We start from the raw sequence: 23,182 nt of genomic DNA, 5'->3' as shown, positions 1-23,182 counted from the left end.
TGGAAAAATCACGACGGAATTATCGCCGCCCTCCCCGTATCACGGTGTGCCGAGGCGCACACTTCATGCGCTTTTGACTGCCGCCAGCATGGCAAGCGCATCTCGCGTTTCCTCAACATCGTGCACCCGCACCCAGCTGGCGCCGAGCTGAACTGCCAGTGCGGCCGCCACGGCACTTGCGACCACCCTGCGATCGACGGGTTGCCCGGTAATCGCCCCGATCATGCTCTTGCGAGAAACGCCCACCAGCACGGGGTACTTGGCACATAACATCGGCAGCGAACGGAACAAGGACAGATTCTGCTCAAGTGTCTTGCCAAACCCGAAGCCGGGGTCGAGCAAAATGCGCTCCGGCACAACACCCGAACGCTCGACCTCGGCCACCCGGCCATCGAGCATGCTCAGCACGTCCCGGGTGACGTCGTCGTACTGCGGCGCATGCTGCATGGTGCGCGGCTCGCCCTGCATGTGCATCAGGCACAGCCCCGCGTCCGACGCCGCGACCGCCTCGACCGCCCCGTCGGCGCGCAACGCGTTGATATCGTTGATCATGGATGCGCCAGCGCGCAGGGCCTCACGCATGACCACCGGCTTCACGGTATCGACCGAGACGGGCACGCGTCCGCCAGCGAGCGCCTCGACGACCGGGATGACCCGATCGAGTTCTTCGGCCTCGGAGACAGGCTCTGCACCCGGGCGGGAAGATTCTCCACCCACATCGAGCATGGCCGCGCCGGCGGCCACTGCACGTTCAGCACTTCGCCGGATCTCATCGCGCGCCTTGAGCATGCCATCGCCGGAAAAGGAATCCGGGGTCACATTCAGAATTGCCATGATGCGCGGGGTGGCGTTGTCAAAACGGAAGCGGCCACAGCTCAGGGTTTCAAGCATCGTCCTGCTCCAGCCCTGCCAGTCTTGCGGCCGCCTCGACGCGACGGGCCTCATCCGCAGCGGCGATCATGGCCGCGCGCGTGTCCGGCGTTTCCAGGCTGACCTGGCCAAGCGCGCCGCTGCGATACTCCCCCAGCAGAATCAGCGCTGCCTTTTCGACGTCCAGAACACCCCCTTTACCGACACAGCCGCGCTTGCGCCCGATGGTCTCTACCAGTTCCACCCCGTCCACCTCCGTTGTGGCGAGCTTGTAGCGCACTTTGAGGCGATCCGGGTACCGGGCCAGGAGCAGGTCACCGAGCTCGTATGCGACCTCCTCTTCCGAGACGGCATTGACACCCACGGCATGACTCGCCGCCAGCATGAATCCATCCAGGTCGTATTCGATCTTCGGCCACAACAGTCCCGGCGTATCGGTCAGCGTCATGGTCGGACTCAGGTCCAGCCGCTGCTGCTGTTTCGTCACGGCAGGTTCGTCGCCTACCTTGGCGACTTTGCGCTTGCCCAGCGCATTCATGAGCGTGGATTTGCCGACGTTGGGAATGCCCATGATCAACATGCGCAGCGGCTTGGTACCGTCGTTACGATGTGGCGCCAGCTGCTGACACAGTCGCGGGATGCGGGCCACCTCATTCGGCTTCTTGCAACAATTGGCAACAGCCTTGAGGCCGGGCTGTGCATTGAAGTGGTCAAGCCATGCCTGGGTGGCGTCGGGGTCCGCCAGATCCGATTTGTTCAACACCTTGAGGCACGGCCGCTGGCGGGCCTTGCGCAACTCCTCGATCATGGGATTGCTGCTCGCAGCTGGCAGACGCGCGTCGACGACCTCGATGACCACATCGATCTTGGCCATGGTTTCGGCCGCCTTGCGGCGCGCCGAATTCATGTGCCCCGGAAACCACTGGATCGTCATTGCAAATGTTCCATCAGAGAGTTACAGCGGGCGATTATCCCACCACATGCGTTTGAGGCGAAAATGTGACATTCGCATACTGGAAAAAGCGGTGGACAGGCGCCGAAAAAGGTGTATCTTTTCGGGGCAGTCGCATCAAGCATTGGTCTTGTGGTGTCTTCCTTGCGGTGTCAGCAATAGCCGCCCCGTTTGAAAACTCCCTGTCACGATTCTTCATGCTACTCGCAGGCGGGCAATCGCCCAGTACTTTGTAATTGAATGGAACACCATAGATGAGCACTCAAACTGGCACCGTGAAATGGTTCAACGACTCCAAAGGCTTCGGCTTTATTACGCCTGACGAGGGTGGCGACGATCTGTTCGCCCATTTCAGTGAGATCCAGGGCAAGGGATTCCGCTCCCTCGCCGAAAACCAGCGCGTGGAATTTGAAGTCCGCAACGGCCCCAAGGGTCTGCAGGCTGCTGCGATCCGCCCGCTGTAAAAAGCACCGGATTCAATTTAAAACGCGGCGCAAGCCGCGTTTTTTCGTTTACCCTGCGTGTGAGAACACCATACGCTACCGAACGGAACCAGAACCCGGCGGTCACAGGTAACGACGCCAGAAGATGGTGGCTCCCGTACAGGGCACTGTATCAGGTCCTGCCCAGCAACACCCCACGGAGAAACACCTCATGATGTACGACATCCATGAAATGAAGAAAGCCATGATGGCTCCGATCGGTGCCATGGCCAACCTCAGCCAGAACCTCTTTGCCAACCCGTTCAGCCCCCTGTCCTACGCGCCCGGTAGCGAACGTATTGCGGCAGGCTCCGAGCTTCTCGCCCGGGCGATTCGCACCTATGAAAAACCGGCCTGGGGCATCGATGCGGTCACGGTCGATGGTACGTCCCATACGCTGTCTGAGGTCAAGGCCTACGAGACGCCTTTCTGTCATCTGGTGCGCTTCCGCCGCGATCGATTGCCGGAGCAGGCGCAGAAAGTATTGCTGGTGGCCCCGATGTCGGGGCATCACGCCACCTTGCTGCGAGACACGGTGCGCAAGCTGGTGGAAGATTTCGAAGTCTATGTGACCGACTGGATCGACCCGCGCCTGGTGTCCATGGCACAAGGCGCTTTTCATTTCGACGACTACGTCACCCACGTTCAGGACTTCATCCGATACCTGGGCCGCGGCATCAACGTGGTGGCAGTGTGTCAACCAACGGTACCGGTGCTGGCAGCCATCTCCCTCATGGCGCAGAACGAGGAGAACGTCGCCCCCGCATCCATGGTGCTCATGGGCGGCCCGATCGACACGCGCGTGAGTCCAACGGCAGTCAACGACTTCGCCAAGGCACACACCCTGCGCTGGTTCGAGACCCGCATGATCACGCGCGTGCCCTCGAAGTACCCGGGCTTCATGCGCCGAGTGTATCCGGGCTTTCTGCAGCATTCCGGCTTCGTGGCCATGAATCCTGACCGCCATCTTCAGGCCCACCGTGATTTCTACAACCACCTGATCGAAGGTGACGACGACTCGGCTGAGGCGCATCGCAAGTTCTACGACGAATACAACGCCGTGATGGACCTGGACGCCGCCTTCTATCTCGAAACGCTCGACAACGTGTTCCTGCATCACAAGTTGCCCGACGGCGAACTCATGGTCCATTGCGAACGAGTCAGGCCCGCTGCCATCACCGGAACAGCGCTGATGAGTATCGAAGGCGAACTCGACGACATCTGCTCACCGGGCCAGACCACCGCGGTGCATGAGCTCTGCAGCGGCATTCCTGCCGAGCGCCACCACAACCTGCTGGTCCCGAAGGTCGGCCACTATGGCATCTTCAGCGGACGCCGCTGGCGCGAGCAGATCTACCCGCAGTTGCGCACCTTTCTCGAAAAACACCGCGCCGACTGAACGTGTTCATTGATGCGGGCGGCGCCTTGGGTTAACTTGGCGACTGCCCGTTTTTCGTCCACTCCAGTGAATCATCGCGACGTCGCCAATCTAGGTCAGGTCTTCACCCCACCGGACATCGTCCGCCTCATGTTGTCGCTGAGACAGAAGACGGGGCGCGTGCTCGAACCTTCGGCAGGTGACGGCGCCTTCAGCGAACGCATCGCTGGCTGCGTAGCCATCGAGTTCGACCCCCGAGTGGCGCGCCAGAGCATGAACGTGGGTGACTTCTTCGCCTACCCGGACACCGAACGGTTTTCGACCGTGATCGGCAATCCGCCCTATGTCCGGTTTCAGGACATTCCGCCCGAAACTCGCCAGCACATCGACATGCGCCACTTTGACGGGCGCAGCAACCTGTTTCTGTTCTTCATCGAGAAGGCCATCCGGCATCTGGACGACGAAGGCGAACTGATCTTCATCGTGCCGCGCGAGTTCATCAAGCTGACGGCAGCGCGCAAACTCAATCGCTGGATCTACGACCAGGGCACCATCACCCACTGGATCGAAACCGGTGACACCCGCATTTTCGCCGGTGCCGTTCCCAATTGCGCCATCTTCCGCTTCGAGCGGGGCAATTACTCCCGCATCACGCGGTTGCGCAACCTCGACGACGAGCAATGGTGCGAGCGACGCTTCGTGGAAATGGATGGACAACTCGTCTTTGCTCCCGACACGCTCACCATCCCGCTCGCATCACTCTTCGATGTCAAGGTGGGGGCCGTCTCGGGCGCCGATCGACTTTTCGAACACCCCGAGGGCAACGTCGAATTCGTCTACTCCAAAACGATCGACAACCGTTCAACCCGACGCATGCTCTACAACGTGCCCCATCAAGCACTCGAGCCCAGCAAACGCGCGCTGCTTGGCCGACGCATCAAACGCTTCGATGAACGCAATTGGTGGACCTGGGGGCGCAACTACCCGCAAACCGACGCGCCACGCATCTACGTGAATGCGCGCACCCGCCGGGCACAGCCCTTCTTCACGCATCCGGCCACCGCGTACGACGGTTCCATCCTCGCCCTGTTTCCACGCACCGAGCGGATGAATCTTGATGAGGCTGTCCGCCTGCTGAATGAAACGGTTCCATGGGAGGCGCTCGGCTTTCGTGTGGATGGGCGCTACCTGTTTACACAACGCAGTCTCCATACACTCATGCTGCCGGCGTCGTTTCAGAAATTACTGGAATGATCGGGGCATTCCGGAACCTCGAACGCGATCCGCCATCGAAACCTCATCGCCCCGCAACCGAGGACACCGACATGATTGACCTTTACTACTGGACCACCCCGAACGGTCACAAGATCACCCTCTTTCTTGAAGAAACGGGGCTGCCCTACGAGATTCACCCCATCAACATCGGCAAGGGTGACCAGTTCGATCCGGCATTTCTCAAGATTGCCCCCAACAATCGAATTCCGGCCATCGTGGATCAGGCCCCGGCCGATGGGGGCACTCCGATCCCGGTGTTCGAATCGGGCGCCATCCTCATGTATCTGGCCGAGAAGACCGGTCAGTTCCTGCCCAGCGATGTGCGCGGGCGCACCGAAACCTCCCAGTGGCTGTTCTGGCAGATGGGCGGGCTCGGCCCGATGGCCGGCCAGAACCATCATTTCGTTCAGTACGCGCCCGAACGAATCCCGTATGCCATGGAGCGCTACGTCAAAGAGACCGCCCGCCTCTATGCGGTCATGAACAAGCGCCTCGCGGACCGCGCATTTCTTGCTGGCGACGCCTACACCATTGCCGACATGGCCTGCTACCCCTGGGTCGTGCCTCACGAGCGACAGCAGCAGGACATGACCCGCTTCCCGCACCTGCAGCGGTGGTTCGACAGCATTGCGGACCGACCGGCAACCCGGCGGGCCTACGCACTGGCAGACAAAATCAATCAGAAGCCGGTCATGGACGAAGACGCCAAGAAGGTCATGTTCGGTCAGGACGCCAGTGCCGTTGACCGGCAGTGAGCGCTCCATGACTCCACCGCGTGCTGAATGATGATCTTTGTCACACCCGGAGGCAGAGAACGGCAATCAAACGCAGTCATCTCACTAAAGGCTTAGGTCAAACGGACGTTACAAAAGTCTGACGTGCCGAATGGCGCCCACTTTTGACCGCCTGCCCTGATGGACCTTAGCCGCAACTCCGTTCGTTCTTTTCTTGTTGCCCTGATACTCACCGCCACGACCCTGTGCCTCGCGACTGGGGCCGTGGCGCGTTCGCGCATCGACACCGAACTCAATGATCAGGAACAGCAGTTTCTGGCCGAGGGCGGCCCCGTGGTCTTCATCAGCCAGACCTCTTACCCCCCTTTCGAATTCATCGACCCGGTCACCGGCGCCCGGAGCGGGATGATGGTCGAACTGGCCAGCTGGATCAGCACCGAATTCGGCTTTCACGCTGAGTTTCGCGACACCAATTTCATGGATGCGCAAAAGGCCATCCAGGCCGGCTCGGCCCACGTCCTGACCAGCTTCTTCTTCAGTGAAGCCCGCGACAGGACCTTTGATTTCACACAAACCGTGTATGAAATCCCCGCGACCCTGTTCGTTGCTGCCGATCGACCGGACATTACCGGGCTGGACGATCTGGCCGGGAAGCGAATCGCCATCCAGCGTGGCGATTACGCCGAACATTTCCTCAAGGAAAAGGGCGTCGGTTTTGTGCTCGTGCCCACGAGCAGTTTCGAGGAGGCCAGCCAGGCCGTGCTGGAAGGCAGGGCCGACGCGCTGATCGGCGACGAGCAGATCGTCCTCCACTTTCTGTACCGCAACAATCTCAACAGTCTGATGAAGCGGGTCGGCGAGCCGCTCTACGTCGGCCAGAATTCGATGGCAGTGATCGAAGGCAACCACCTGCTGCAGTCGATCATCGACAAGGGCATTGCGCGCGCGCGCGCCAGCGGCGCCCTTGAACGCATCAGTGCCAAGTGGCTGGGTGCGCCGTTGCAGACCCAGCGAATCCATTGGCTCAGCCTGTGGCCCTATGTGCTCGGTGCCCTGGCACTGACGGTCCTGATCCTGCTCTCCAACATGCGCTTGCGGTATGTGGTTCGACGCAAGACGGACGAACTCACCCGGCATCAGGCGCGCCTGGAAGGCATCATCGAGGGCACCCGGGCCGGCACCTGGCAGTGGGACTTTGTCACCGGCCGCCTGACCACGAACGCGACCTTCAGTGCCATGCTCGGCTATGGCCCCGACGAGTTGGCCCCCATCGATCTCAAACGCTGCCGGGCCCTGAGTCATTCAAGCGACTTCCGTCGTGCCCGGGCGCTCATGAAGGCGCATCTGGACGGCGCTGTCGACCACTACACCTGTGAAATCCGCATGCGCCACAAGGCCGGTCACTGGGTCTGGTTACTCCAGCGCGGCAAGATCATCGAACGGGCGGCCGACGGCACGCCGCGACAGATCTCCGGCATCCAGATCGACATCAGCGCCACCAAGGAAAGCCAGTTCGAACTCCAATTGACGGCCAGCGTATTTGCCAACGCGCGCGAGGCGATCATCATCACCAACGCCGATGGCGAGATTGTCAATGTGAACACAGCGTTCTCACGCATCACCGGCTATTCCCGGGCCGAAGCGATCGGCAAGAAGGCACAACTGCTCGAGACCGAACATAACCCGGACCTGAACCTGACCACGTTCTGGCAGGCTTTGCATGAAAAAGGCGTCTGGGAAGGCGAGATGTACAACCGCCGCAAGAATGGCGACATCTTTCCGCAGCTGCTGACTGCCGCTGGCGTTCAGGACGAGGATGGTCACACCTCGCACTTCGTGGCGGTGTTCACCGACATCAGCCGTCAAAAGGAATACGAACGCAAGCTTGAGCACCTGGCCTACTACGACGATCTCACCGGCCTGCCCAACCGGGTCATGCTGGTGGACCGGCTTGGCCAGGCCATGGCCCGGGCGCGCCGCGGCAACCTGCAGATCGGCCTCGCCTACCTCGACCTGGATGGCTTCAAGCAGATCAACGACACTCACGGTCACGACGAGGGAGACCGCGTACTGATCGAGATTGCCAACCGTCTCAAGCGGGTTCTGCGCGAAGAAGATACGGTCGCCCGTGTCGGCGGTGACGAGTTCGTCATCGTGTTGTTCGACCCGCCTGGAGGCGACCGGCAACAGGTGCTGGTGCGGCGTGTGCTCGATGTGATCAGCGAATCGATCCACTTCGAGGAAAGCACCTATCAGGTCTCCGGCAGCATCGGGCTGGTGCATTTCGTGGGCGAGACCGATCTGGACTCGGATCAGCTGATCCGCCAGGCCGACCAGGCCATGTATCAGGCCAAGCAGTCGGGCAAGAACCGTTTCCACGTGTTCGATGCCGAGCAGGACCGCGCGGTGCGTGGTCGCCATGAAAACATCGAACGCATTCGCCGGGCCATCAGGCATGGGGAACTCGTTCTGTACTATCAACCCAAGGTCAATTTACGCGATGGCACCCTGGTGGGCGCCGAGGCGCTGATCCGCTGGGTACATCCGGAACTCGGTCTGCTCGGTCCGAGCACCTTCTTGCCTGATGTGGAGAATCATCGTGCCGGCAGCGAACTGGGGGACTGGGTCATCGATACGGCCCTGAACCAGATCGCCCAGTGGCGAACCCACGGCCTGGATCTGCCTGTGAGCGTGAACATCAGTGCCAACCATCTTCAGCAGGCTGATTTTGTCGACCGTCTGGACGCGCTGCTCAAGGCACACCCGGACGTACCGCCGAAGCGACTCGAACTGGAAGTGCTCGAAACCAGCGCGCTCGAAGACATCGAACGCGTGTCCTCAGTGCTCTCGGCCTGCGCGAATCTGGGCGTTCGATTCGCGCTCGACGACTTCGGCACCGGTTATTCGAGTCTCACCTACCTGAAACGCCTCCCGGTCAACGTGCTGAAAATCGACCAGAGTTTCGTGCGCGACATGCTGCACGACCCGGGCGATCTATCGATCCTCGAGGGCGTACTGGGTCTGGCGCGGGCGTTCCATCGCGAAGTGATTGCAGAAGGCGTCGAGAGTGTCGAACACGGCAAGCTGCTGCTCCAGCTCGGTTGCGACTGCGCCCAGGGCTATGCCATTGCCCGCCCGATGCCGGCACACGGGCTCATGGCCTGGTCGCGTCAGTGGCGGGCGCCGGAGGCCTGGATGAACACCGGCCGCTTGCGCCGGGAGGACATCGAAATGCTCTATGCGGCCGCCGAGCACCGTGCATGGCTTCAGCGTCTTGAGCATTACGCCCTGCGCGCAACGAACGAGCGCCCCGAGATCAACGCTCAGGGATGCCGCTTTGGCCAGTGGCTGTCGCACATGCAGGAGAATGCCACCACGGTGCCTGATCTGGACAGGATCCAGTCGCTCCATGAAGACATTCATGCATTGAGCCATGACATCGTGGATCAGGTCGGTCGACACGATGACGACACCATGGACGCGTTGCTCGAGCGGATCAACCAACGCAGCGAAGACATGCTCAACCACCTGCATGCGCTCATCGATGACCGATCCCGCTATCGCGGAAGAGCGGCCCTGCCCAGCCCCTGAGCCGCATGCAAATGCGGCGTCAATCGACGCCTGCCAAGGCAAATGCGCCACGCACACCATCGATCAGCATCTGGGCGCCGATGACCGCGAGAATCAATCCCATCAGCCGGGTGACGATCTGCAAGGCGCTGGTCCCGATCCGCTCCAGCAGACGCTCGCCATAGACGAAGCACACCCAGGTCAGGAGACACATCAGAGCGAAGACTGCGACAGTGACACTGACATTCATCCAGCCACCTTCCGCAGCAAAGCTCATGGTCGTGGCAATCGTCCCCGGCCCCGCGAGCAAGGGTACGGCCAGTGGAGACACGGCCAGGTTATCGTCCGCGTCGTTGTCGACATCACCACTTGAATGCATCTTGGAGCCTTCACCATGCAGCATCTGGTAGCCGATGATGAAAACCAGTACGCCACCGGTCAGGCGCAAAGCGGGCAGCCCGACCCCGAAGAAGTGAAAAATCGTCTTCCCGAGCGCTGCGAACACGAACACGATGCCGAACGTGAGTGCCAGTGCCCGGGTCGCAATGTGACGACGTGCCGTATTGCCGAGTCCATCGGTCAGACCGACAAACACGGCCGTGTTCGCCAGTGGATTCATGATGGCGAAATAACCGAAGAAAACCGAAATCAGCTGGTGCCCCAGATCTGCCATGGAATCAGTCCTTTCGACCCAGGGGCATCAGCAGACGCATGGGCAGCATGGATGAGGCACGGAAACCGAAACGGGCATACAGCGCTTGTGCTCTGCGGTTGTCGCCATCGGTCAGCAGCGTCACGCGCAGGCACCCGCGTGCCACCGCAGTGTCCACAACGGCTTCGATCAGGGCACTACCGACGCCACGCCCTCGGGCCTGTGGTTGAACGATCAGATCCTCGAGTGTCGCCACCTGCCCACCAAGCGCGGTCGACACCGAAAACAGCACGACGACCATACCCACAACGCGACTGTCGTGCGTTGCCACCAGGATGGCCCCCATCTCCGGATGCGCCTGAATGTGTTCCAGTCCCGCCAGCTGACGTGCGTTATCGGCCTCGAACTCGCGCTCCTGCCCGAACAGGCATCCAAGCAAGGCCGCCAGTTCGGGAAGTTGTTCCTTGGTGGCCTGGGTAATCTGAATTACGGGTGAGGTCACAAGCGCGGATGGGTGGCTGAAGAGCCCTCATCATCCAGCATGCGCGGGGTCAGGGGCAACCGAAGTTGAGGTATCGAAAAGAAAAACGCCACTTCCTGAGAAGTGGCGTTTGTCCGCGATGGATCGTTCCTGACGGAATCAGGACGGCTGCGGCCAGACGAAATCCGGACGCAGTGCCTCATAGACCGGACGACCGTCCGACGGCTTCGGCACACCTGTCGTCGGATCATAGAAGGCGTGATAGGTTGCCGGCATGCTGGCCGGATCGTAACCCATGAGGTTCGGCACGATGACGCGAATACGATGCTGTTTGTCGTCGAGCATGATCGGCGCACCGCAGGTACCGCAGGTGCACAGCTCCAGCGGACCATCAGGGTTGTTCGCATTGAAGGGCTGGCGCTTGAGCAACGACGGGTTGTCGACTTCGACGTCCGCGTGCCGGAAGAACACCACGTGCGTCGTGTCCTGACCCGTGACGCCCTTGCACACGGAGCAGTGGCAGGTGTGATTATCGATCGGTCCAGCTTTGAGGTGCGTGTGCACGTGGTCGCAGCCACCTGTTTGGTTGGTCGACATTCTTTTGTCTCCTGATTGTCAATGGGGTTGGTCCTGCCCAGCGCGGCCGGCTTCGTAAGCGCGTCCTGTCACTGAACAAGTCCTATCAAGATAGGAGAGCTGCATGTTCAGAGCAACTGTTTTATCTGCTGCACCGCAGCGCAAATCAGCCCTATCCGGGGGATGTGAGACGCCCTGATCACTCAACGTCCAGACCAAACCGGGCAAAGTGCCCGCTGGTGGCCGGGCACGCGACCATTGCGGGCACTTTTGGCGCGGGCGACCATCTGACCCAGTGACCAACCCGGTTACGCGAGGAGACAGAAACAATGAAGTACCTGATCGCCAGCCTTCTGGCCGCCCTGACCCTGAGTGGCACCGCCCAGGCCCGCTCACTGGAAGACGTTCAGAGTTCCGGCACACTCACGGTGGCCGTCTATAAAGATTTCGCCCCGTTCTCGGACGAACAGAAAGGCATTGACGTGGATATAGCCAAGGCGCTCGCCGAGCGTCTCGGTGTGAAAGTCTCGTTTCTCCCCTTCGATGCCGACGAGAGCATGGACGACGATCTGCGCAACATGGTGTGGCGCGGCACCCTCCTGGGCTACGGCCCGGCCGATGTGATGCTGCATGTGCCGACCGAACCCATGTTCGCCAACCGCAACAAGGAAGTGAAGATTTTCGGCGCCTACTTCCGCGATACCCTGCAGATCGCCCGCAATCTCGAGCGCGTCCCCGAGCTGCGAGACATGGGCGTGCTCGACAACGAACCGGTCGGCGTCGAGATCGACTCGATGGGCTCGTCGTTGCTGGCCACGCCGTTTGGCGGACATCGCGCCAACGACATTCACCACTACGAGGACATGAACGAAGCATTCAGCGATCTGAAGGCCGGCAAGATCAGTGCGGTGCTTTCACTGGGCAGCCAGGCCCAGGCGGCCATGAGCAAGATCGAGGGCTTCCGCGTCGAGATCGCGCCTTTACCCGGGCGCGTTCCGCCCGCGGGCTGGGAGTTCGGTCTGGCCGTCAAATCCGAATTTGAAGACCTGGCCGGCGCACTCGACAAGGCAATCGCCGAAATGGCTGCCGATGGAACGCTCGATCGCATCTTTGCCGAGCACGGCGTCAAGCGCCTTGCGCCTTGACCGAAGCCGTACATCAAGGCAAAGGGGCGCACGTCGCCCCTTTTTTCATGCAGCGTGCACATCCCGCGTGAGTAGAAATCCGGCAGGCAGCTTCGTCCGTAGTGCCAACAATGTGTCGAATCGTCTCGATTACTTCAACGACGATCGCTCAGGTTTTGTACAATCGGTGCGCTGTGCAGGCCCTATAGTCATACAATCGTTCGACAAAATAATGCGCGGTCTGACTGCGCCAATCAATGAAAAAACATTTGCAGCGCCTCGCCAGAGTTGCGCTCCGACCGCTGTTCGAAAGACTTCCGGCCCGATGGCGCTTTGCTGCCTACAGCCGAGCGATCCGCTGCGATGACAACCCCTCCCCCAAAATCGTTCTGAAGCTGGCCGAAACCCGCGAGGAACTCGAAGCGTGTTTCAGGCTCTTGCACGACGCCTATGTCGATGCCGGATTCATGAAGCCGGATCCGTCGGAGATGCGCGCGACGGTTTACCACGCATTGCCGACCACTTCGACCTTGCTGTGCCGCTATGGCGGTCGCGTTGTCGGCACGATTTCGCTGGTGCGTGAAAGTGCCATGGGCTTTCCCATGCAGCGGGTCTTCGACCTGGCGGACATCCGTGAATCGGGTGGCCAGATCGCCGAAGTCTCGGCGCTGGCGATCGACCGGAAGTTTCGCTCGGCCAGCGGCCGCATTCTCATGCCGATGCTCAAGTTCATGTACGAATATGCGACCAAGCAGTTCGATACGCGACACCTGGTCATTGCGGTGAATCCGCGTCACATCGGCTTTTACGAAGCCATTCTCTGCTTCAAGCGCCTTAAACAGAAACCGGTGGCGCACTACGATTTCGTCAATGGAGCACCGGCCGTTGGCGCTCATCTGGATCTGGACGCTGCCCTGACGCGTTTCGAGCGTCGCTACAGCGGCCTGCCACCGCAAAAAAACCTGTTCCGGTATTTCACCGAAATCACCCTCAAGAACATCATCTGGCCGTCCAAGCGCTTCTACACCACCACCGATCCGGTCATGGTGCCCGCGTTGATCGACTACTTCTTCAATCAGAAGACCCAGGCGTTCGCAAATCTGAAGCTGCGCGAACTGATGCTGCTGCATTCGATTTACGATCTGCCCGAATACAAGAGCGTGCTCCCTCCGGTGCCGGACGATGCGCCCCGCTCTGAAATGCGCCGCCGCACACACCGCCGCTTCTCGGTGGTCTGTCCCGGCGAGTTCTCGACCCGCCTGTTCGGCATCCGACGGACTTTCCCGTTTACGGTTTTCGAAGCATCAGCGTCCGGTTTTCGCGCACGCGCCCAAACGCCGCTACCCGTTGGTGCAACGGGCACGGTCATTATCGAAATGGGCGCCAACGACTGGTCGGTTATGATGGTGACCGTGCTGCGACTGGGCTCGCAGGACAAGCACATCGTGCTGATGCGTATCGACGAAGACGATCTGGGTTGGCGCAAGTTTGTGGCCGCGCTGGGCAAGGCGAGAACCTTCGGTGAGATGGACGACGCCACCCGCTTCGTCTGATTTTCGGCGGCCATAAAAAACGGGACCCACGCGGGGTCCCGTTTTCGTTGACATGCCGGTCAGGCCGGTTCGCCCTTGGCGAAGACGATCTTCCCGCCTTCGACATCGACCTTGATCACATCCTTGGCTGCGAACTCGCCTTCCAGAATGGCCTTGGCCATCGGGTTTTCAATGCGCTCCTGAATCGCTCGCTTGAGCGGGCGCGCACCGAACACCGGGTCGAAGCCCGCCTCCGCCACGTTGGCTACCGCCGCGTCGGTCATCTCCAGCCCCATTTCCAGACGGGCCAGACGTTTCTCCAGATACTTGAGCTGGATACGCGCGATGTTGGCGATGTTCTTCTCGTCCAGGCTGTGGAACACTACCACCTCGTCGATCCGGTTGATGAACTCGGGGCGGAAGTAGGTCTTCACCTCGGCCATCACGGCCAGCTTGATCACGCCATAGTCGTCGCCCTGCATCTGCTGGATCATCTGGCTACCCAGGTTGGAGGTCATCACGATCACGGTGTTCTTGAAGTCCACCGTGCGCCCCTGACCGTCGGTCATGCGGCCATCGTCGAGCACCTGCAGCAAGACGTTGAACACGTCCGGATGCGCCTTCTCGACCTCGTCGAGCAGGATCACCGAGTAGGGCTTGCGGCGCACCTGCTCGGTCAGGTAACCGCCCTCCTCATACCCCACATACCCCGGGGGCGCACCGATCAGGCGGGCCACCGAGTGCTTCTCCATGAACTCGCTCATGTCGATACGGATGAGGTGCTCTTCCGAGTCGAACAGGAACTCCGCCAGGGTCTTGCACAGTTCGGTCTTGCCCACGCCCGTGGGGCCGAGGAACAGGAAGGAGCCGTACGGGCGGTTCTCGTCCGACAGACCCGCCCGCGAGCGGCGGATGGCATCGGACACCAGGCGCACCGCCTCGTCCTGACCGATCACGCGCTCGTGCAGCTTGTCTTCCATCTTGAGCAGCTTGTCGCGCTCGCCCTGCATCATCTTGGAGACCGGGATGCCGGTCGCCCGCGAGACCACCTCGGCGATCTCCTCGGTGCCCACCTGGGTCCGCAACAGCTTGTTGGGCGTGTTGGCATCGCCCGCGGCGGCCTGCTCCGCATCCTTCAGCTGGGCTTCGAGCTGCGGCAACTTGCCATACTGCAGTTCAGCCAGTTGCTCGAACTTGCCCTGACGTTGCAGCTCGGCCATCTGCGCACGAATGGCATCGATCTCTTCCTTGATGTGCGCCGAGCCATGGGCGCGCGCCTTCTCGGCTTTCCAGATCTCTTCCAGATCGTTGTACTCGCGCTGCAGCTTGTCGAGTTCATCCTCGATCAGGCCGAGACGCTTCTGCGAGGCCTCATCCTTTTCCTTCTTGACGGCTTCGCGCTCGATCTTCAGCTGGATCATTCGTCGGTCGAGCTTGTCCATCACTTCCGGCTTAGAGTCGATCTCCATCTTGATGCGCGAGGCCGCCTCGTCGATCAGGTCGATGGCCTTGTCTGGCAGGAACCGATCCGTGATGTAGCGATGGCTCAGCTCGGCCGCGGCCACGATGGCCGGGTCGGTGATATCCACGCCGTGGTGGATCTCGTACTTTTCCTGAAGACCGCGCAGGATGGCGATGGTGCTCTCCACGCTCGGCTCGTCGACCAGCACTTTCTGGAAGCGGCGCTCCAGCGCAGCATCCTTCTCGATGTACTTGCGGTACTCGTCCAGCGTGGTCGCGCCGATGCAGTGCAACTCGCCGCGGGCCAGTGCCGGCTTGAGCATGTTGCCTGCGTCCATCGCACCTTCGGCCTTGCCGGCCCCGACCATGGTGTGGATCTCGTCGATGAACAGAATGATCCGACCCTCGTCCTGAGCCACTTCCTTGAGCACCGCCTTCAGGCGCTCTTCGAACTCACCCCGGTATTTCGCGCCGGCCAGCAGCGCGGCCATGTCGAGCGACAACACCTTCTTGTCCTTGAGCGTCTCGGGCACCTCGCCATTGACGATGCGCTGGGCCAGCCCTTCGACAATCGCGGTCTTGCCCACGCCCGGCTCACCGATGAGCACCGGGTTGTTCTTGGTGCGGCGCTGCAGGATCTGGATGGCGCGACGGATCTCGTCATCCCGACCAATCACCGGATCGAGCTTGCCCTGACGGGCTCGGTCGGTCAGGTCGAGCGTGTACTTGCCCAAGGCCTCGCGCTGACCTTCGGCGTCCTGCGAGCCGACGTTCTGCCCGCCTCGCACTGCGGCAATCGCTTGCTCAAGCGCGCCCTTGGTCAGGCCATGCTCCTTGAGCAGGCGACCACTCTCACCTTTGTCATCCGCGAGAGCGAGCAGGAACATCTCGCTGGCAATGAATGCGTCGCCTGCCTTCTGTGCAGCCTTGTCGGTGAGGTTGAGCAGGTTGCCCAGGTCGCGCCCCACCTGCACTTCGCCACCATGGCCTTCCACTTTCGGCAATCGGTCGATGGCCTGCTGCAGCGACGCCTTCAGTGGCCCTGTATTGACACCGGCACGCTGCAACAATGAAACGGTACTGCCGTCATCCTGTCCAAGCATGGCAAGGAGCAGATGTTGCGGCTCGATGAATTGTTGATCGTTGCCCACCGCGATGCTCTGCGCATCGGACAGGGCTTGTTGAAACTTGGTTGTCAGTTTGTCGAAACGCATGTCGAGCATCCTTCAAGAAATCCGGTTGCGTCATACATGAGGTCGTCGGAGCACATTTCAAGCACGCAGCAGCAGACGGCCCGGCAAAGTGTTGCTGCATTGCAACAAACAGTTGTTTAAATCACTGGGAATATGATCTGTCTCAATATTTCGAGTTTTTCCAATGTGTTACTGTGTCGCCGTAACACAAAACTCTGGCAATCGAGCGTTTCATCTGCTACACCGCACAAAACGACTTGAATTAGCCAGCAACCTTGAGCGAGTGGAGGAATCACTATGAGCAAACAGACCGAGCAATTCAACGAGCTGCAACGCAAGAACATTGAAGCCGCAATGCGCCTGGCAGAAATGTCCATCGAAAACTCCCAGCGCATCATGGAGCTTCAGATTGCGACGGCCAAGGCCCTGTTCGAAGACGGCGTGGCCAATGCCAAGGCCATGACCACGACGCAGGACCCGCAGGACATGCTCCGCCTCCGCACCGAATATGCTCAGAACACCACCGAGCGCATGCTCGCGTGCGCCCGCGAAATCGCTGAAGTCGCTGCGCAGTCGCAGTCCGAAGTCGGCAAGATGGTGAGCGAGTCCCTGACCTCGGGTGGTCAGGACGTCTTCGAGACCTTCAACAAGATGTTCGCCGGTATGCCGATCACCGACCAGAACGCCATGGGCGCGATCCAGACCGCCATGGACACCGCTCGCAGCGCATTCGAACAGATGACCAAGGCCTCCACCGACGCCATGCAAGCCTTCACCGGCATGAGCGCCGCTGCGACCAAGCGCACCACCACGCGCCGCAAGTAAGCCCGACGCGCTCTACCCCGCGCAAATGGCAAGGCGCCCCTCGGGGCGCCTTTTTCATGCCTGGCATTTCATGCGTGCTCAGCGCCGCGCTTCGACATCATTCCAGCGCTCGGCAGCCGAGTCGTCGGCATCACGGGCATCGACCCAACGCGCCCCATCGGGCGTCTTTTCCTTCTTCCAGAAAGGCGCGCGCGTTTTCAGGTAATCCATGATGAACTCGCAGGCGGCAAATGCCTCACCCCGATGCCCGGAGGCGACGCCCACATAGACGATCTGCTCGCCCGGTTGCAGCGCACCGACGCGGTGAATGACGATCGTGCTCATGAGCTGCCAGCGCGTTTGGGCCTCGTCGACAATGTCGAGCAGCGACTTCTCGGTCATGCCCGGGTAGTGTTCGAGCGTCATTTCCTCGACGCCGTCACTGGCCCCGCGCACCAGACCGACGAAGGTGGCGATTGCGCCAATGTCCGTCCGCCCTGCCGACAGCTCGCGCGCCAGCACGCCCACATCGAAGTCTTCTTCCTGAACCTTGACCATGCGCATGATCAACCTCCGGTCACCGGCGGGAAGAAGGCCACTTCATCACCCGCCTTGATGCTCGCGTCGTCACCCGCCATGGCCTGATTGACGGCCGCGCGCACATTGTGACCCGGCGCGAGTCGCCCCCAGGTTTCGCTGCGGCCCGACAGGTGCGCGCGCAATGCACCCACCGTGTCGACACCCTCGGGCAGATCCAGCGATTCATCGGCCAGACCCAGGGATTCACGCAGACTCGCGAAATAAAGCAGCTTGATACTCATCGTCACAACTCAATCGATCAGTTCGGAGAAAGGATAGTAACCGACGCTCTCGCCACGGCGGATCGGTACTTCCGGCGCCACCTCGGCAAGTCCGTCCGCCCAGCTGGTGGACGTGAGCACGCCCGAGCCCTGGTTGGGGAACAGGTCGAGCCCGCCTTCGCCATTGACCTTGACGCGCAAGAACTCGCGCCGGCGAATCGGCTTGAGCCAGTCGAAATCGGCACGCAGCTCGATGGGCCGCGGCAGCACGTCGGCCACCCCCTGACACCGCAGCAGGAAGGGGCGCACCAGCAGCAGGAAGGTCACGAAGGTTGATACCGGGTTCCCCGGCAGACCGATGAAGGACGCCTCGCCCACCGTGCCGTACGCCAGCGGCTTGCCCGGCTTGATGGCGATATTCCACAGATCGAGCGAGCCTTCGGCCTCGACCGCCGGCTTCACGTGATCTTCCTCACCCACCGAGACGCCCCCCGAGGTGATGATCACATCGTGGCCTTGTGCGGCCGTGCGCAAGGCGGCGCGGGTTTCGTCCAGGGTGTCGCGCACGATCCCCAGGTCAGTCACCTCGCAGCCCATGCGCGAGAGCAAGGCATTTAGCACAAAGCGGTTGGAGTTGTAGATGGCGCCTTCGTGCAGCGGCTCACCGGGCATCACCAGTTCGTCACCGGTGAAAAAGATGGCCACCCTGAGGCGGCGATGCACCGATACGGCCGGCACGCCAACCGACGCAGCGAGGCCGACCTCCTGCGCGCGAAGACGCGTTCCGGGCGAGAGGATCTCGGCGCCGTCCATGATGTCTTCACCCAGCCGGCGGATCCATTCTCCCTCGTGCGGCACGTGATTGATGATCGCGTCGTCACCGTCGCGCTCGACCAGTTCCTGCATCACGATGGCGTCGCAGCCTTCGGGCACCGGGGCCCCGGTGAAGATCCGCGCCGCCGTGCCCGGTTCCAGCCTGCGCCCGACCGAGCCGGCCGGAATTCGCTGTGCCACCCGAAGCCGGGCACCCACGGCAGTGACGTCGGCCCTGCGCACCGCGTAACCATCCATGGACGAGTTGTCCATCGGCGGCACGTTGACGCCGGAGCTGACGCCCTCGGCAAGCACCCGGCCCGCCGCGGTCAGGGTACTGACCAGTTCGGTGCCGGTCACCGGCTTTGCATGATTGAGCAGCGCTTCACGCGCTTCGGTAAAGCTCAGAAGACTCATGATGTGAATGCCTTCATGTCGTAATCGAGAATGAACTGCGCAACGGCCTGCGGATCGTTCAGGTCGAGCACAGGCAGTGGCGCTTCAATGTTGCCGTCGGTGGCCACGGCCACCACATGCGGGTTGTCCGGCCAGAGCGGTGTCTTGCCGTTTGACGGGCGATGCACCTCCACCTTGGGCACCGGCGCTGCCTTGAAGCCCTCGATGAGTACCAGGTCCACGTCTGACATGATCGCCAGCTGCTCGTTCAGGCTCGGCTCGGGGGCGCCGCGCAACTCATGCATCAGCACCCAGCGGTCGCCGGAGAGCACGAGCACTTCTTCGGCACCGGCTTCGCGATGACGCCAGGAGTCCTTCCCCGGCTTGTCGAGATCGAAGCGATGGTGGGTGTGCTTGATGACCGAGACGCGCAGGCCCCGAGCATTGAATTCGGGAATGAGCTTCTCGAGAAGCGTGGTTTTGCCGGAGCCCGAAAAGCCGGCGATGCCGAAAACCTTCAACTGATATATCCAGAACCAAGCTTGCAGGGGCCTTAGGATACCGCGAAGCGACGGGAGGTTCCGTTGAGCGCGGACAAAAAAACGGCGCCACAGGGGCGCCGCTAAACCTCTTTAGCGAGGGGAGGTAATCATTTGTCAGTTGGCGCGCGCCCCGGCGGCACTGCGTCCATGGGTGTCCCCCGCTTCAAGATCTGCGGTGGAATCCGCCAGAATGGAAAGGTCTTCCTTCTCACGCTTGCCGATGTGATGGCCGCGTTCGATGAGGAAGTACAGCACCACGCCGATCACCACCGCATAGACGGTGGACTTCGGATCGGGCATGGCCAGGGTCACGGCCACGATGCCGGCCACGCCGCGCTCGGTAGAGTTCTTCAGCTCTTCCATGCCGACCATGATGCAGATGTACGCAGTCAGCACGAGGGTCAGCGACAGGGCGATGGGCAGCACCGGCTTGAAGATGCTCACCAGCGGCAGCAGGAACAGGGCGAAGAAGCCCACGATCCAGAACGTGCCGCCACCGCTGTAGATGGAGTCCATCGCCTTGCGGCCCAGGGCATAGCGCTCGGCAACAGTGGCATGCGCGGCGGTCCAGAGCGGACCGGCCAGCCCCGGCCACGGCGCGAAGAAGGCGTGGATCGCGTTGCGGATGGCGGTGACCAGGTGCACCCGGGTGACACTGTCGTCGATCTTCTCGTCCTTGCGCAGATGATCCACCCGCTTGACCAGGGTGAAACCCACCACGATGTCACCAAAGGCAATCACGTAGGCGATGAGCGCGGTCGGGATGGCCAGCATGAAAGTGCTGGCATCGGGCATGCCGGTGCTGAACACCAGGTATTGCCACATGAGCGCGAAATCCGGCTGGGTGATTCCCCACTGGATGTCCGGCAGCGGATACTCGCCCACGGCCCAGCCCACCAGCATTGCCAGCACCATACCCGGCACCATGCCGAAATTGGAGATGCGCTTGGCCCAGACGTTCTTCTCCAGAATGCTCTTGAAGGACATGGAGAACAGCACGTAGGCACACACGATCGAACCGATGATCAGCGAGATCGGCGTGTTGTCGATACGGCCGCCCGCCTTGAGCTCACCCATCATGGCGGCGATACCGGCGCCGATGATGATGCCCGATTTGAGCGAGTTCGGAATCACCGTGACCAGCTTGTTCCCCAGGCCGGTAATGCCCAGGAACAGGAAGATGATGGTCACCTCGATCTGCAGGGCGAACATGGCCTTGATGGCTTCGGGCCCCGGCTCGAAACCTTGCAGGAACAGAATCACCACCGGGATGGCGGGCGTGATCCAGCCCGGCACCAGCGGCACCCCCAGCAGTGCCGGCAGCATGTAGCCGATGCCGGCGATCACGCAGAATGCCAGTGCCGCTTCGTAGGGCATGCCGAGATATTTCTGAAGCAACGGGATCATGGCCAGACCGACCACGAACATGATCAGGCCCTGCACCATCTCCGGGTACTCCCAGCGATAGTGAATGAAGGGCAATCGAATCTTGAACGGGCCGGCTGGCCAGTAGGGCTGTTCGGCCCCTTCCTTACGTGTGATAGCCACAAGTCTCTCCTCTTTTTAACACCGCTCCGCCACACCGGTGACGTTATGAAAAACGGAACACCTCAGGCGCCGCGAGCAGCAGCGCGATCGCACAGAACCCGGTCACCCGGAGCAATGCGCCGGCCAGCAAGCCAAGCGATGCCCTGGCACCGGGGGGTGCCAACTGCGTGTTCGTCATGTCTGGATTCCTGTTGCGCGGCCGGGCCGAAACGGCGACCCGGCGTCGCGCTCGGGGGTCAATCGATCGCTGATGCGCTCCGTGCCTGTTCGCGCAGCACGAACTTCTGGATCTTGCCGGTCGATGTCTTGGGCAAGACGCAGAATTCGATGTGCTTGGGCACCTTGTAGCGCGCCAGATGCGCGCGGCAGTGTTCGATGATGTCGGCAGCGGTCACGTCGGCGCCCTCCTTCACCTCGATGTAGGCCGCAGGCACTTCACCCCACTTCTCGTCCGGCCTGGCGACCACGGCTGCCGTCATCACGGCCGGATGCCGGTAGAGCGCCTCTTCCACCTCGAGCGAGGAGATGTTCTCGCCGCCGGAGATGATCACGTCCTTGGAGCGGTCCTTGATCTTCACGTAGCCGTCCGGATGCAGCACGGCCAGATCGCCGGTATGGAACCAGCCCCCGGCAAAGGCTTCGTTCGAGGCCTTCTCGTTCTTGAGGTAACCCTTCATCACGATGTTGCCGCGGAACATGATCTCGCCCATGGTCTCGCCATCGGCCGGCACTTCAGTCATGGTCAGCGGGTCCATCACGGTGATGGCGTCCTGCATGTGGTAGCGCACGCCCTGGCGACCATTGCGCTCAGCGCGCTGATCGATGGGCAGGCTGTCCCACTCCGGGTGCTTGGCACACACCGAAGCCGGGCCGTAGGTTTCGGTCAGGCCATACACGTGGGTAATATCGAAGCCCATGCACTCGGCGCCTTCGATGATGGCGGCGGGAGGTGCAGCGCCCGCAATGAGACCGCTCACGGTGTGCTCGATCCCCTCGCGCAGTTGCTCGGGTGCGTTGATGAGCATGCCGTACACGATCGGTGCGCCGCACATGTGACTCACCTTGTACCGGCGGATCTGCTCGAAGATGAGCGCCGGGTCCACCTTGCGCAGACAGACGTTCAGACCGGCGTTGGCCGCCATGGTCCAGGGGAAGCACCACCCGTTACAGTGGAACATCGGCAGCGTCCACAGATAGACCGCGTGCGCCGGCATGCCCCAGCTGATGATGTTCGAGGCCGCATTGAGATACGCGCCACGATGGTGATAGACCACGCCTTTCGGGTTGCCGGTGGTGCCCGAGGTGTAGTTGAGCGCGATGGCATCCCACTCGTCTTCGGGCGGCTGCCAGACAAAGTCGGCCTTGCCGTCGGCAATGAACTCTTCGTATTCGATTTCGCCCAGACGGTCGGTGCCCGGATATTCCGGGTCGAGCACGTCGATCACCAGTGGCTTCGGGCCCTCGAGCATGTCGAGCGCCTGACCGATCACGCCGGCAAATTCCGGGTCGGTCAGCACCACCCTGGCTTCGCCGTGCGCAAGCATGAAGGCAATGGCTTCAGCGTCCAGACGGGTATTGAGCGTGTTGAGCACGGCGCCGACCATGGGCACGCCAAAGTGGGCCTCGAACATGGCCGGCACGTTGGGCAGCATCACGGCCACCGTGTCGCCTTTGCCGATGCCGCGTTGCGACAGGGCACTGGCCAGACGGCGACAGCGGGCGTAAGTTTCCGCCCAGGTGAAGTGACGGGTGCCGTGCACCACGCTCGGACGCGTCGGATAGACGCTGGCGGATCGTTCAATGAAACTCAGCGGCGAGAGCGCCGCGAAATTGGCGGAGTTTTTCTCCAGCCCTTGGGCATAGGGATTGCCTGACACCGTATTCCCCCTCCTGTTTTCGGCTGTTCTGGTTGTCGTGATGTTGCGCCTTGGAGTCGGTCGCATCCGCTCTTTCGGCGAATCGCTGAGCAGGATGCCCAAACACCTTGTCGTGAATTTGC

Annotated in this window: 21 protein-coding genes; 8 read left to right on the top strand and 13 right to left on the bottom strand. The window is 61.4% G+C overall.

The features are described from left to right. Positions 1-63: 63 nt before the first annotated feature. Positions 64-891, bottom strand: coding sequence for a dihydropteroate synthase (gene folP / locus J0W34_RS09780; protein ID WP_230971539.1), 828 nt, complete (start codon positions 889-891; stop codon positions 64-66). Next, positions 884-1,804, bottom strand: a complete 921-nt coding sequence (ylqF, locus tag J0W34_RS09775; RefSeq protein WP_230971538.1) for a ribosome biogenesis GTPase YlqF — start codon at positions 1,802-1,804, stop codon at positions 884-886. Before ylqF ends, folP begins: the two co-directional genes overlap by 8 nt. 272 nt (positions 1,805-2,076) lie before the next feature. Here ylqF and J0W34_RS09770 point away from each other — a divergent pair, with 272 nt between their 5' ends. The 5 genes from J0W34_RS09770 (at position 2,077) to J0W34_RS09750 (ending at position 9,282) form a co-directional block, all read left to right on the top strand. After that, a complete protein-coding gene (locus J0W34_RS09770) occupies positions 2,077-2,286 on the top strand; it encodes a cold-shock protein (RefSeq protein ID WP_227814711.1) in 210 nt (69 codons plus the stop codon). Between the two features lie 190 nt (positions 2,287-2,476). Continuing rightward, positions 2,477-3,703, top strand: a complete 1,227-nt coding sequence (locus J0W34_RS09765) for a polyhydroxyalkanoate depolymerase (RefSeq protein ID WP_230971537.1) — start codon at positions 2,477-2,479, stop codon at positions 3,701-3,703. Between the two features lie 129 nt (positions 3,704-3,832). Continuing rightward, complete coding sequence (locus tag J0W34_RS09760; RefSeq protein ID WP_230971536.1) at positions 3,833-4,936, top strand: Eco57I restriction-modification methylase domain-containing protein; 1,104 nt, start codon at positions 3,833-3,835, stop codon at positions 4,934-4,936. 71 nt (positions 4,937-5,007) lie between these two features. Beyond that, the gene (locus tag J0W34_RS09755; RefSeq protein ID WP_230971535.1) at positions 5,008-5,712 is read left to right on the top strand and encodes a glutathione binding-like protein; all 705 of its coding nucleotides are present in this window, start codon (positions 5,008-5,010) and stop codon (positions 5,710-5,712) included. 243 nt (positions 5,713-5,955) lie between these two features. After that, entirely contained in the window at positions 5,956-9,282 is a 3,327-nt protein-coding gene (locus J0W34_RS09750) for an EAL domain-containing protein (RefSeq protein ID WP_227814715.1), read from the top strand. Between the two features lie 19 nt (positions 9,283-9,301). Here the strand turns inward: J0W34_RS09750 and J0W34_RS09745 are convergent, their stop codons facing one another. From J0W34_RS09745 to J0W34_RS09735, 3 genes are all read right to left on the bottom strand, one after another. Next, entirely contained in the window at positions 9,302-9,934 is a 633-nt protein-coding gene (locus tag J0W34_RS09745; RefSeq protein ID WP_230971534.1) for a MarC family protein, read from the bottom strand. A 4-nt stretch (positions 9,935-9,938) separates the two neighbouring features. Then, positions 9,939-10,415 carry a GNAT family N-acetyltransferase gene (locus J0W34_RS09740; protein ID WP_230971533.1) on the bottom strand — a complete coding sequence of 159 codons (477 nt, stop codon included), beginning with the start codon at positions 10,413-10,415 and terminating at the stop codon, positions 9,939-9,941. Positions 10,416-10,553: 138 nt separating this feature from the next. Then, positions 10,554-10,991, bottom strand: a complete 438-nt coding sequence (locus J0W34_RS09735) for a GFA family protein (protein WP_230971532.1) — start codon at positions 10,989-10,991, stop codon at positions 10,554-10,556. 308 nt (positions 10,992-11,299) lie between these two features. Between J0W34_RS09735 and J0W34_RS09730 the strand changes: the two genes are divergently transcribed. Together J0W34_RS09730 and J0W34_RS09725 are read left to right on the top strand one after the other, a co-directional pair. Further along, the gene (locus J0W34_RS09730; RefSeq protein ID WP_230971531.1) at positions 11,300-12,115 is read left to right on the top strand and encodes a substrate-binding periplasmic protein; all 816 of its coding nucleotides are present in this window, start codon (positions 11,300-11,302) and stop codon (positions 12,113-12,115) included. A gap of 236 nt (positions 12,116-12,351) precedes the next feature. Beyond that, on the top strand, positions 12,352-13,647 hold the full coding sequence (locus tag J0W34_RS09725) for an N-acyl amino acid synthase FeeM domain-containing protein (RefSeq protein ID WP_227814720.1): 1,296 nt from the start codon (positions 12,352-12,354) through the stop codon (positions 13,645-13,647). 59 nt (positions 13,648-13,706) lie between these two features. Here the strand turns inward: J0W34_RS09725 and clpB are convergent, their stop codons facing one another. Further along, positions 13,707-16,301, bottom strand: a complete 2,595-nt coding sequence (clpB, locus tag J0W34_RS09720; RefSeq protein WP_227814721.1) for an ATP-dependent chaperone ClpB — start codon at positions 16,299-16,301, stop codon at positions 13,707-13,709. Between the two features lie 276 nt (positions 16,302-16,577). On the opposite strand from clpB, the gene J0W34_RS09715 reads away from it, so the two are divergent. Beyond that, positions 16,578-17,105 carry a phasin family protein gene (locus tag J0W34_RS09715; RefSeq protein ID WP_227814722.1) on the top strand — a complete coding sequence of 176 codons (528 nt, stop codon included), beginning with the start codon at positions 16,578-16,580 and terminating at the stop codon, positions 17,103-17,105. A gap of 78 nt (positions 17,106-17,183) precedes the next feature. On the opposite strand, the gene moaE is transcribed toward J0W34_RS09715, so the two are convergent. The 7 genes from moaE to J0W34_RS09685 all read right to left on the bottom strand — a co-directional run bounded on the left by moaE (position 17,184) and on the right by J0W34_RS09685 (position 23,060). Further along, entirely contained in the window at positions 17,184-17,648 is a 465-nt protein-coding gene (moaE, locus tag J0W34_RS09710; RefSeq protein WP_230971530.1) for a molybdopterin synthase catalytic subunit MoaE, read from the bottom strand. A gap of 2 nt (positions 17,649-17,650) precedes the next feature. Beyond that, positions 17,651-17,905, bottom strand: a complete 255-nt coding sequence (moaD, locus tag J0W34_RS09705) for a molybdopterin converting factor subunit 1 (RefSeq protein WP_227814724.1) — start codon at positions 17,903-17,905, stop codon at positions 17,651-17,653. 9 nt (positions 17,906-17,914) lie between these two features. Next, positions 17,915-19,114, bottom strand: coding sequence for a molybdopterin molybdotransferase MoeA (locus J0W34_RS09700; RefSeq protein WP_230971529.1), 1,200 nt, complete (start codon positions 19,112-19,114; stop codon positions 17,915-17,917). Beyond that, positions 19,111-19,614 (bottom strand): molybdopterin-guanine dinucleotide biosynthesis protein B, encoded by a 504-nt coding sequence (gene mobB, locus J0W34_RS09695; protein ID WP_227814726.1) that lies wholly within the window; start codon positions 19,612-19,614, stop codon positions 19,111-19,113. The genes J0W34_RS09700 and mobB overlap by 4 nt, the downstream gene beginning before the upstream one ends. Before the next feature lie 135 nt (positions 19,615-19,749). After that, on the bottom strand, positions 19,750-21,183 hold the full coding sequence (locus J0W34_RS09690; RefSeq protein WP_227814727.1) for a solute carrier family 23 protein: 1,434 nt from the start codon (positions 21,181-21,183) through the stop codon (positions 19,750-19,752). A 43-nt stretch (positions 21,184-21,226) separates the two neighbouring features. Further along, positions 21,227-21,361: a hypothetical protein gene (locus tag J0W34_RS22220; protein WP_265332577.1), complete on the bottom strand. Its 135-nt coding sequence runs from the start codon at positions 21,359-21,361 to the stop codon at positions 21,227-21,229. A gap of 58 nt (positions 21,362-21,419) precedes the next feature. After that, positions 21,420-23,060 carry an acyl-CoA synthetase gene (locus J0W34_RS09685; RefSeq protein WP_230971528.1) on the bottom strand — a complete coding sequence of 547 codons (1,641 nt, stop codon included), beginning with the start codon at positions 23,058-23,060 and terminating at the stop codon, positions 21,420-21,422. Between the last annotated feature and the right edge of the window lie 122 nt (positions 23,061-23,182).

The sequence above is a fragment of the Nitrogeniibacter aestuarii genome (genome assembly GCF_017309585.1).
Taxonomy (GTDB): Bacteria; Pseudomonadota; Gammaproteobacteria; order Burkholderiales; family Rhodocyclaceae; genus Nitrogeniibacter; species Nitrogeniibacter aestuarii.
Note: the sequence above shows the minus strand (reverse complement) of the source record. Positions and strands in the feature narration are given on the sequence as shown.

What these genes read in the sequence shown, in the direction of transcription:
- folP (WP_230971539.1), bottom strand. Translation starts at nt 891, where the DNA reads ATGCTTGAAACCCTGAGCTGTGGCCGCTTCCGTTTTGACAACGCCACC.
- ylqF (WP_230971538.1), bottom strand. Translation starts at nt 1,804, where the DNA reads ATGACGATCCAGTGGTTTCCGGGGCACATGAATTCGGCGCGCCGCAAG.
- J0W34_RS09770 (WP_227814711.1), top strand. Translation starts at nt 2,077, where the DNA reads ATGAGCACTCAAACTGGCACCGTGAAATGGTTCAACGACTCCAAAGGC.
- J0W34_RS09765 (WP_230971537.1), top strand. Translation starts at nt 2,477, where the DNA reads ATGATGTACGACATCCATGAAATGAAGAAAGCCATGATGGCTCCGATC.
- J0W34_RS09760 (WP_230971536.1), top strand. Translation starts at nt 3,833, where the DNA reads ATGTTGTCGCTGAGACAGAAGACGGGGCGCGTGCTCGAACCTTCGGCA.
- J0W34_RS09755 (WP_230971535.1), top strand. Translation starts at nt 5,008, where the DNA reads ATGATTGACCTTTACTACTGGACCACCCCGAACGGTCACAAGATCACC.
- J0W34_RS09745 (WP_230971534.1), bottom strand. Translation starts at nt 9,934, where the DNA reads ATGGCAGATCTGGGGCACCAGCTGATTTCGGTTTTCTTCGGTTATTTC.
- J0W34_RS09735 (WP_230971532.1), bottom strand. Translation starts at nt 10,991, where the DNA reads ATGTCGACCAACCAAACAGGTGGCTGCGACCACGTGCACACGCACCTC.
- J0W34_RS09730 (WP_230971531.1), top strand. Translation starts at nt 11,300, where the DNA reads ATGAAGTACCTGATCGCCAGCCTTCTGGCCGCCCTGACCCTGAGTGGC.
- J0W34_RS09725 (WP_227814720.1), top strand. Translation starts at nt 12,352, where the DNA reads ATGAAAAAACATTTGCAGCGCCTCGCCAGAGTTGCGCTCCGACCGCTG.
- clpB (WP_227814721.1), bottom strand. Translation starts at nt 16,301, where the DNA reads ATGCGTTTCGACAAACTGACAACCAAGTTTCAACAAGCCCTGTCCGAT.
- J0W34_RS09715 (WP_227814722.1), top strand. Translation starts at nt 16,578, where the DNA reads ATGAGCAAACAGACCGAGCAATTCAACGAGCTGCAACGCAAGAACATT.
- moaE (WP_230971530.1), bottom strand. Translation starts at nt 17,648, where the DNA reads ATGCGCATGGTCAAGGTTCAGGAAGAAGACTTCGATGTGGGCGTGCTG.
- moaD (WP_227814724.1), bottom strand. Translation starts at nt 17,905, where the DNA reads ATGAGTATCAAGCTGCTTTATTTCGCGAGTCTGCGTGAATCCCTGGGT.
- J0W34_RS09700 (WP_230971529.1), bottom strand. Translation starts at nt 19,114, where the DNA reads ATGAGTCTTCTGAGCTTTACCGAAGCGCGTGAAGCGCTGCTCAATCAT.
- J0W34_RS22220 (WP_265332577.1), bottom strand. Translation starts at nt 21,361, where the DNA reads ATGACGAACACGCAGTTGGCACCCCCCGGTGCCAGGGCATCGCTTGGC.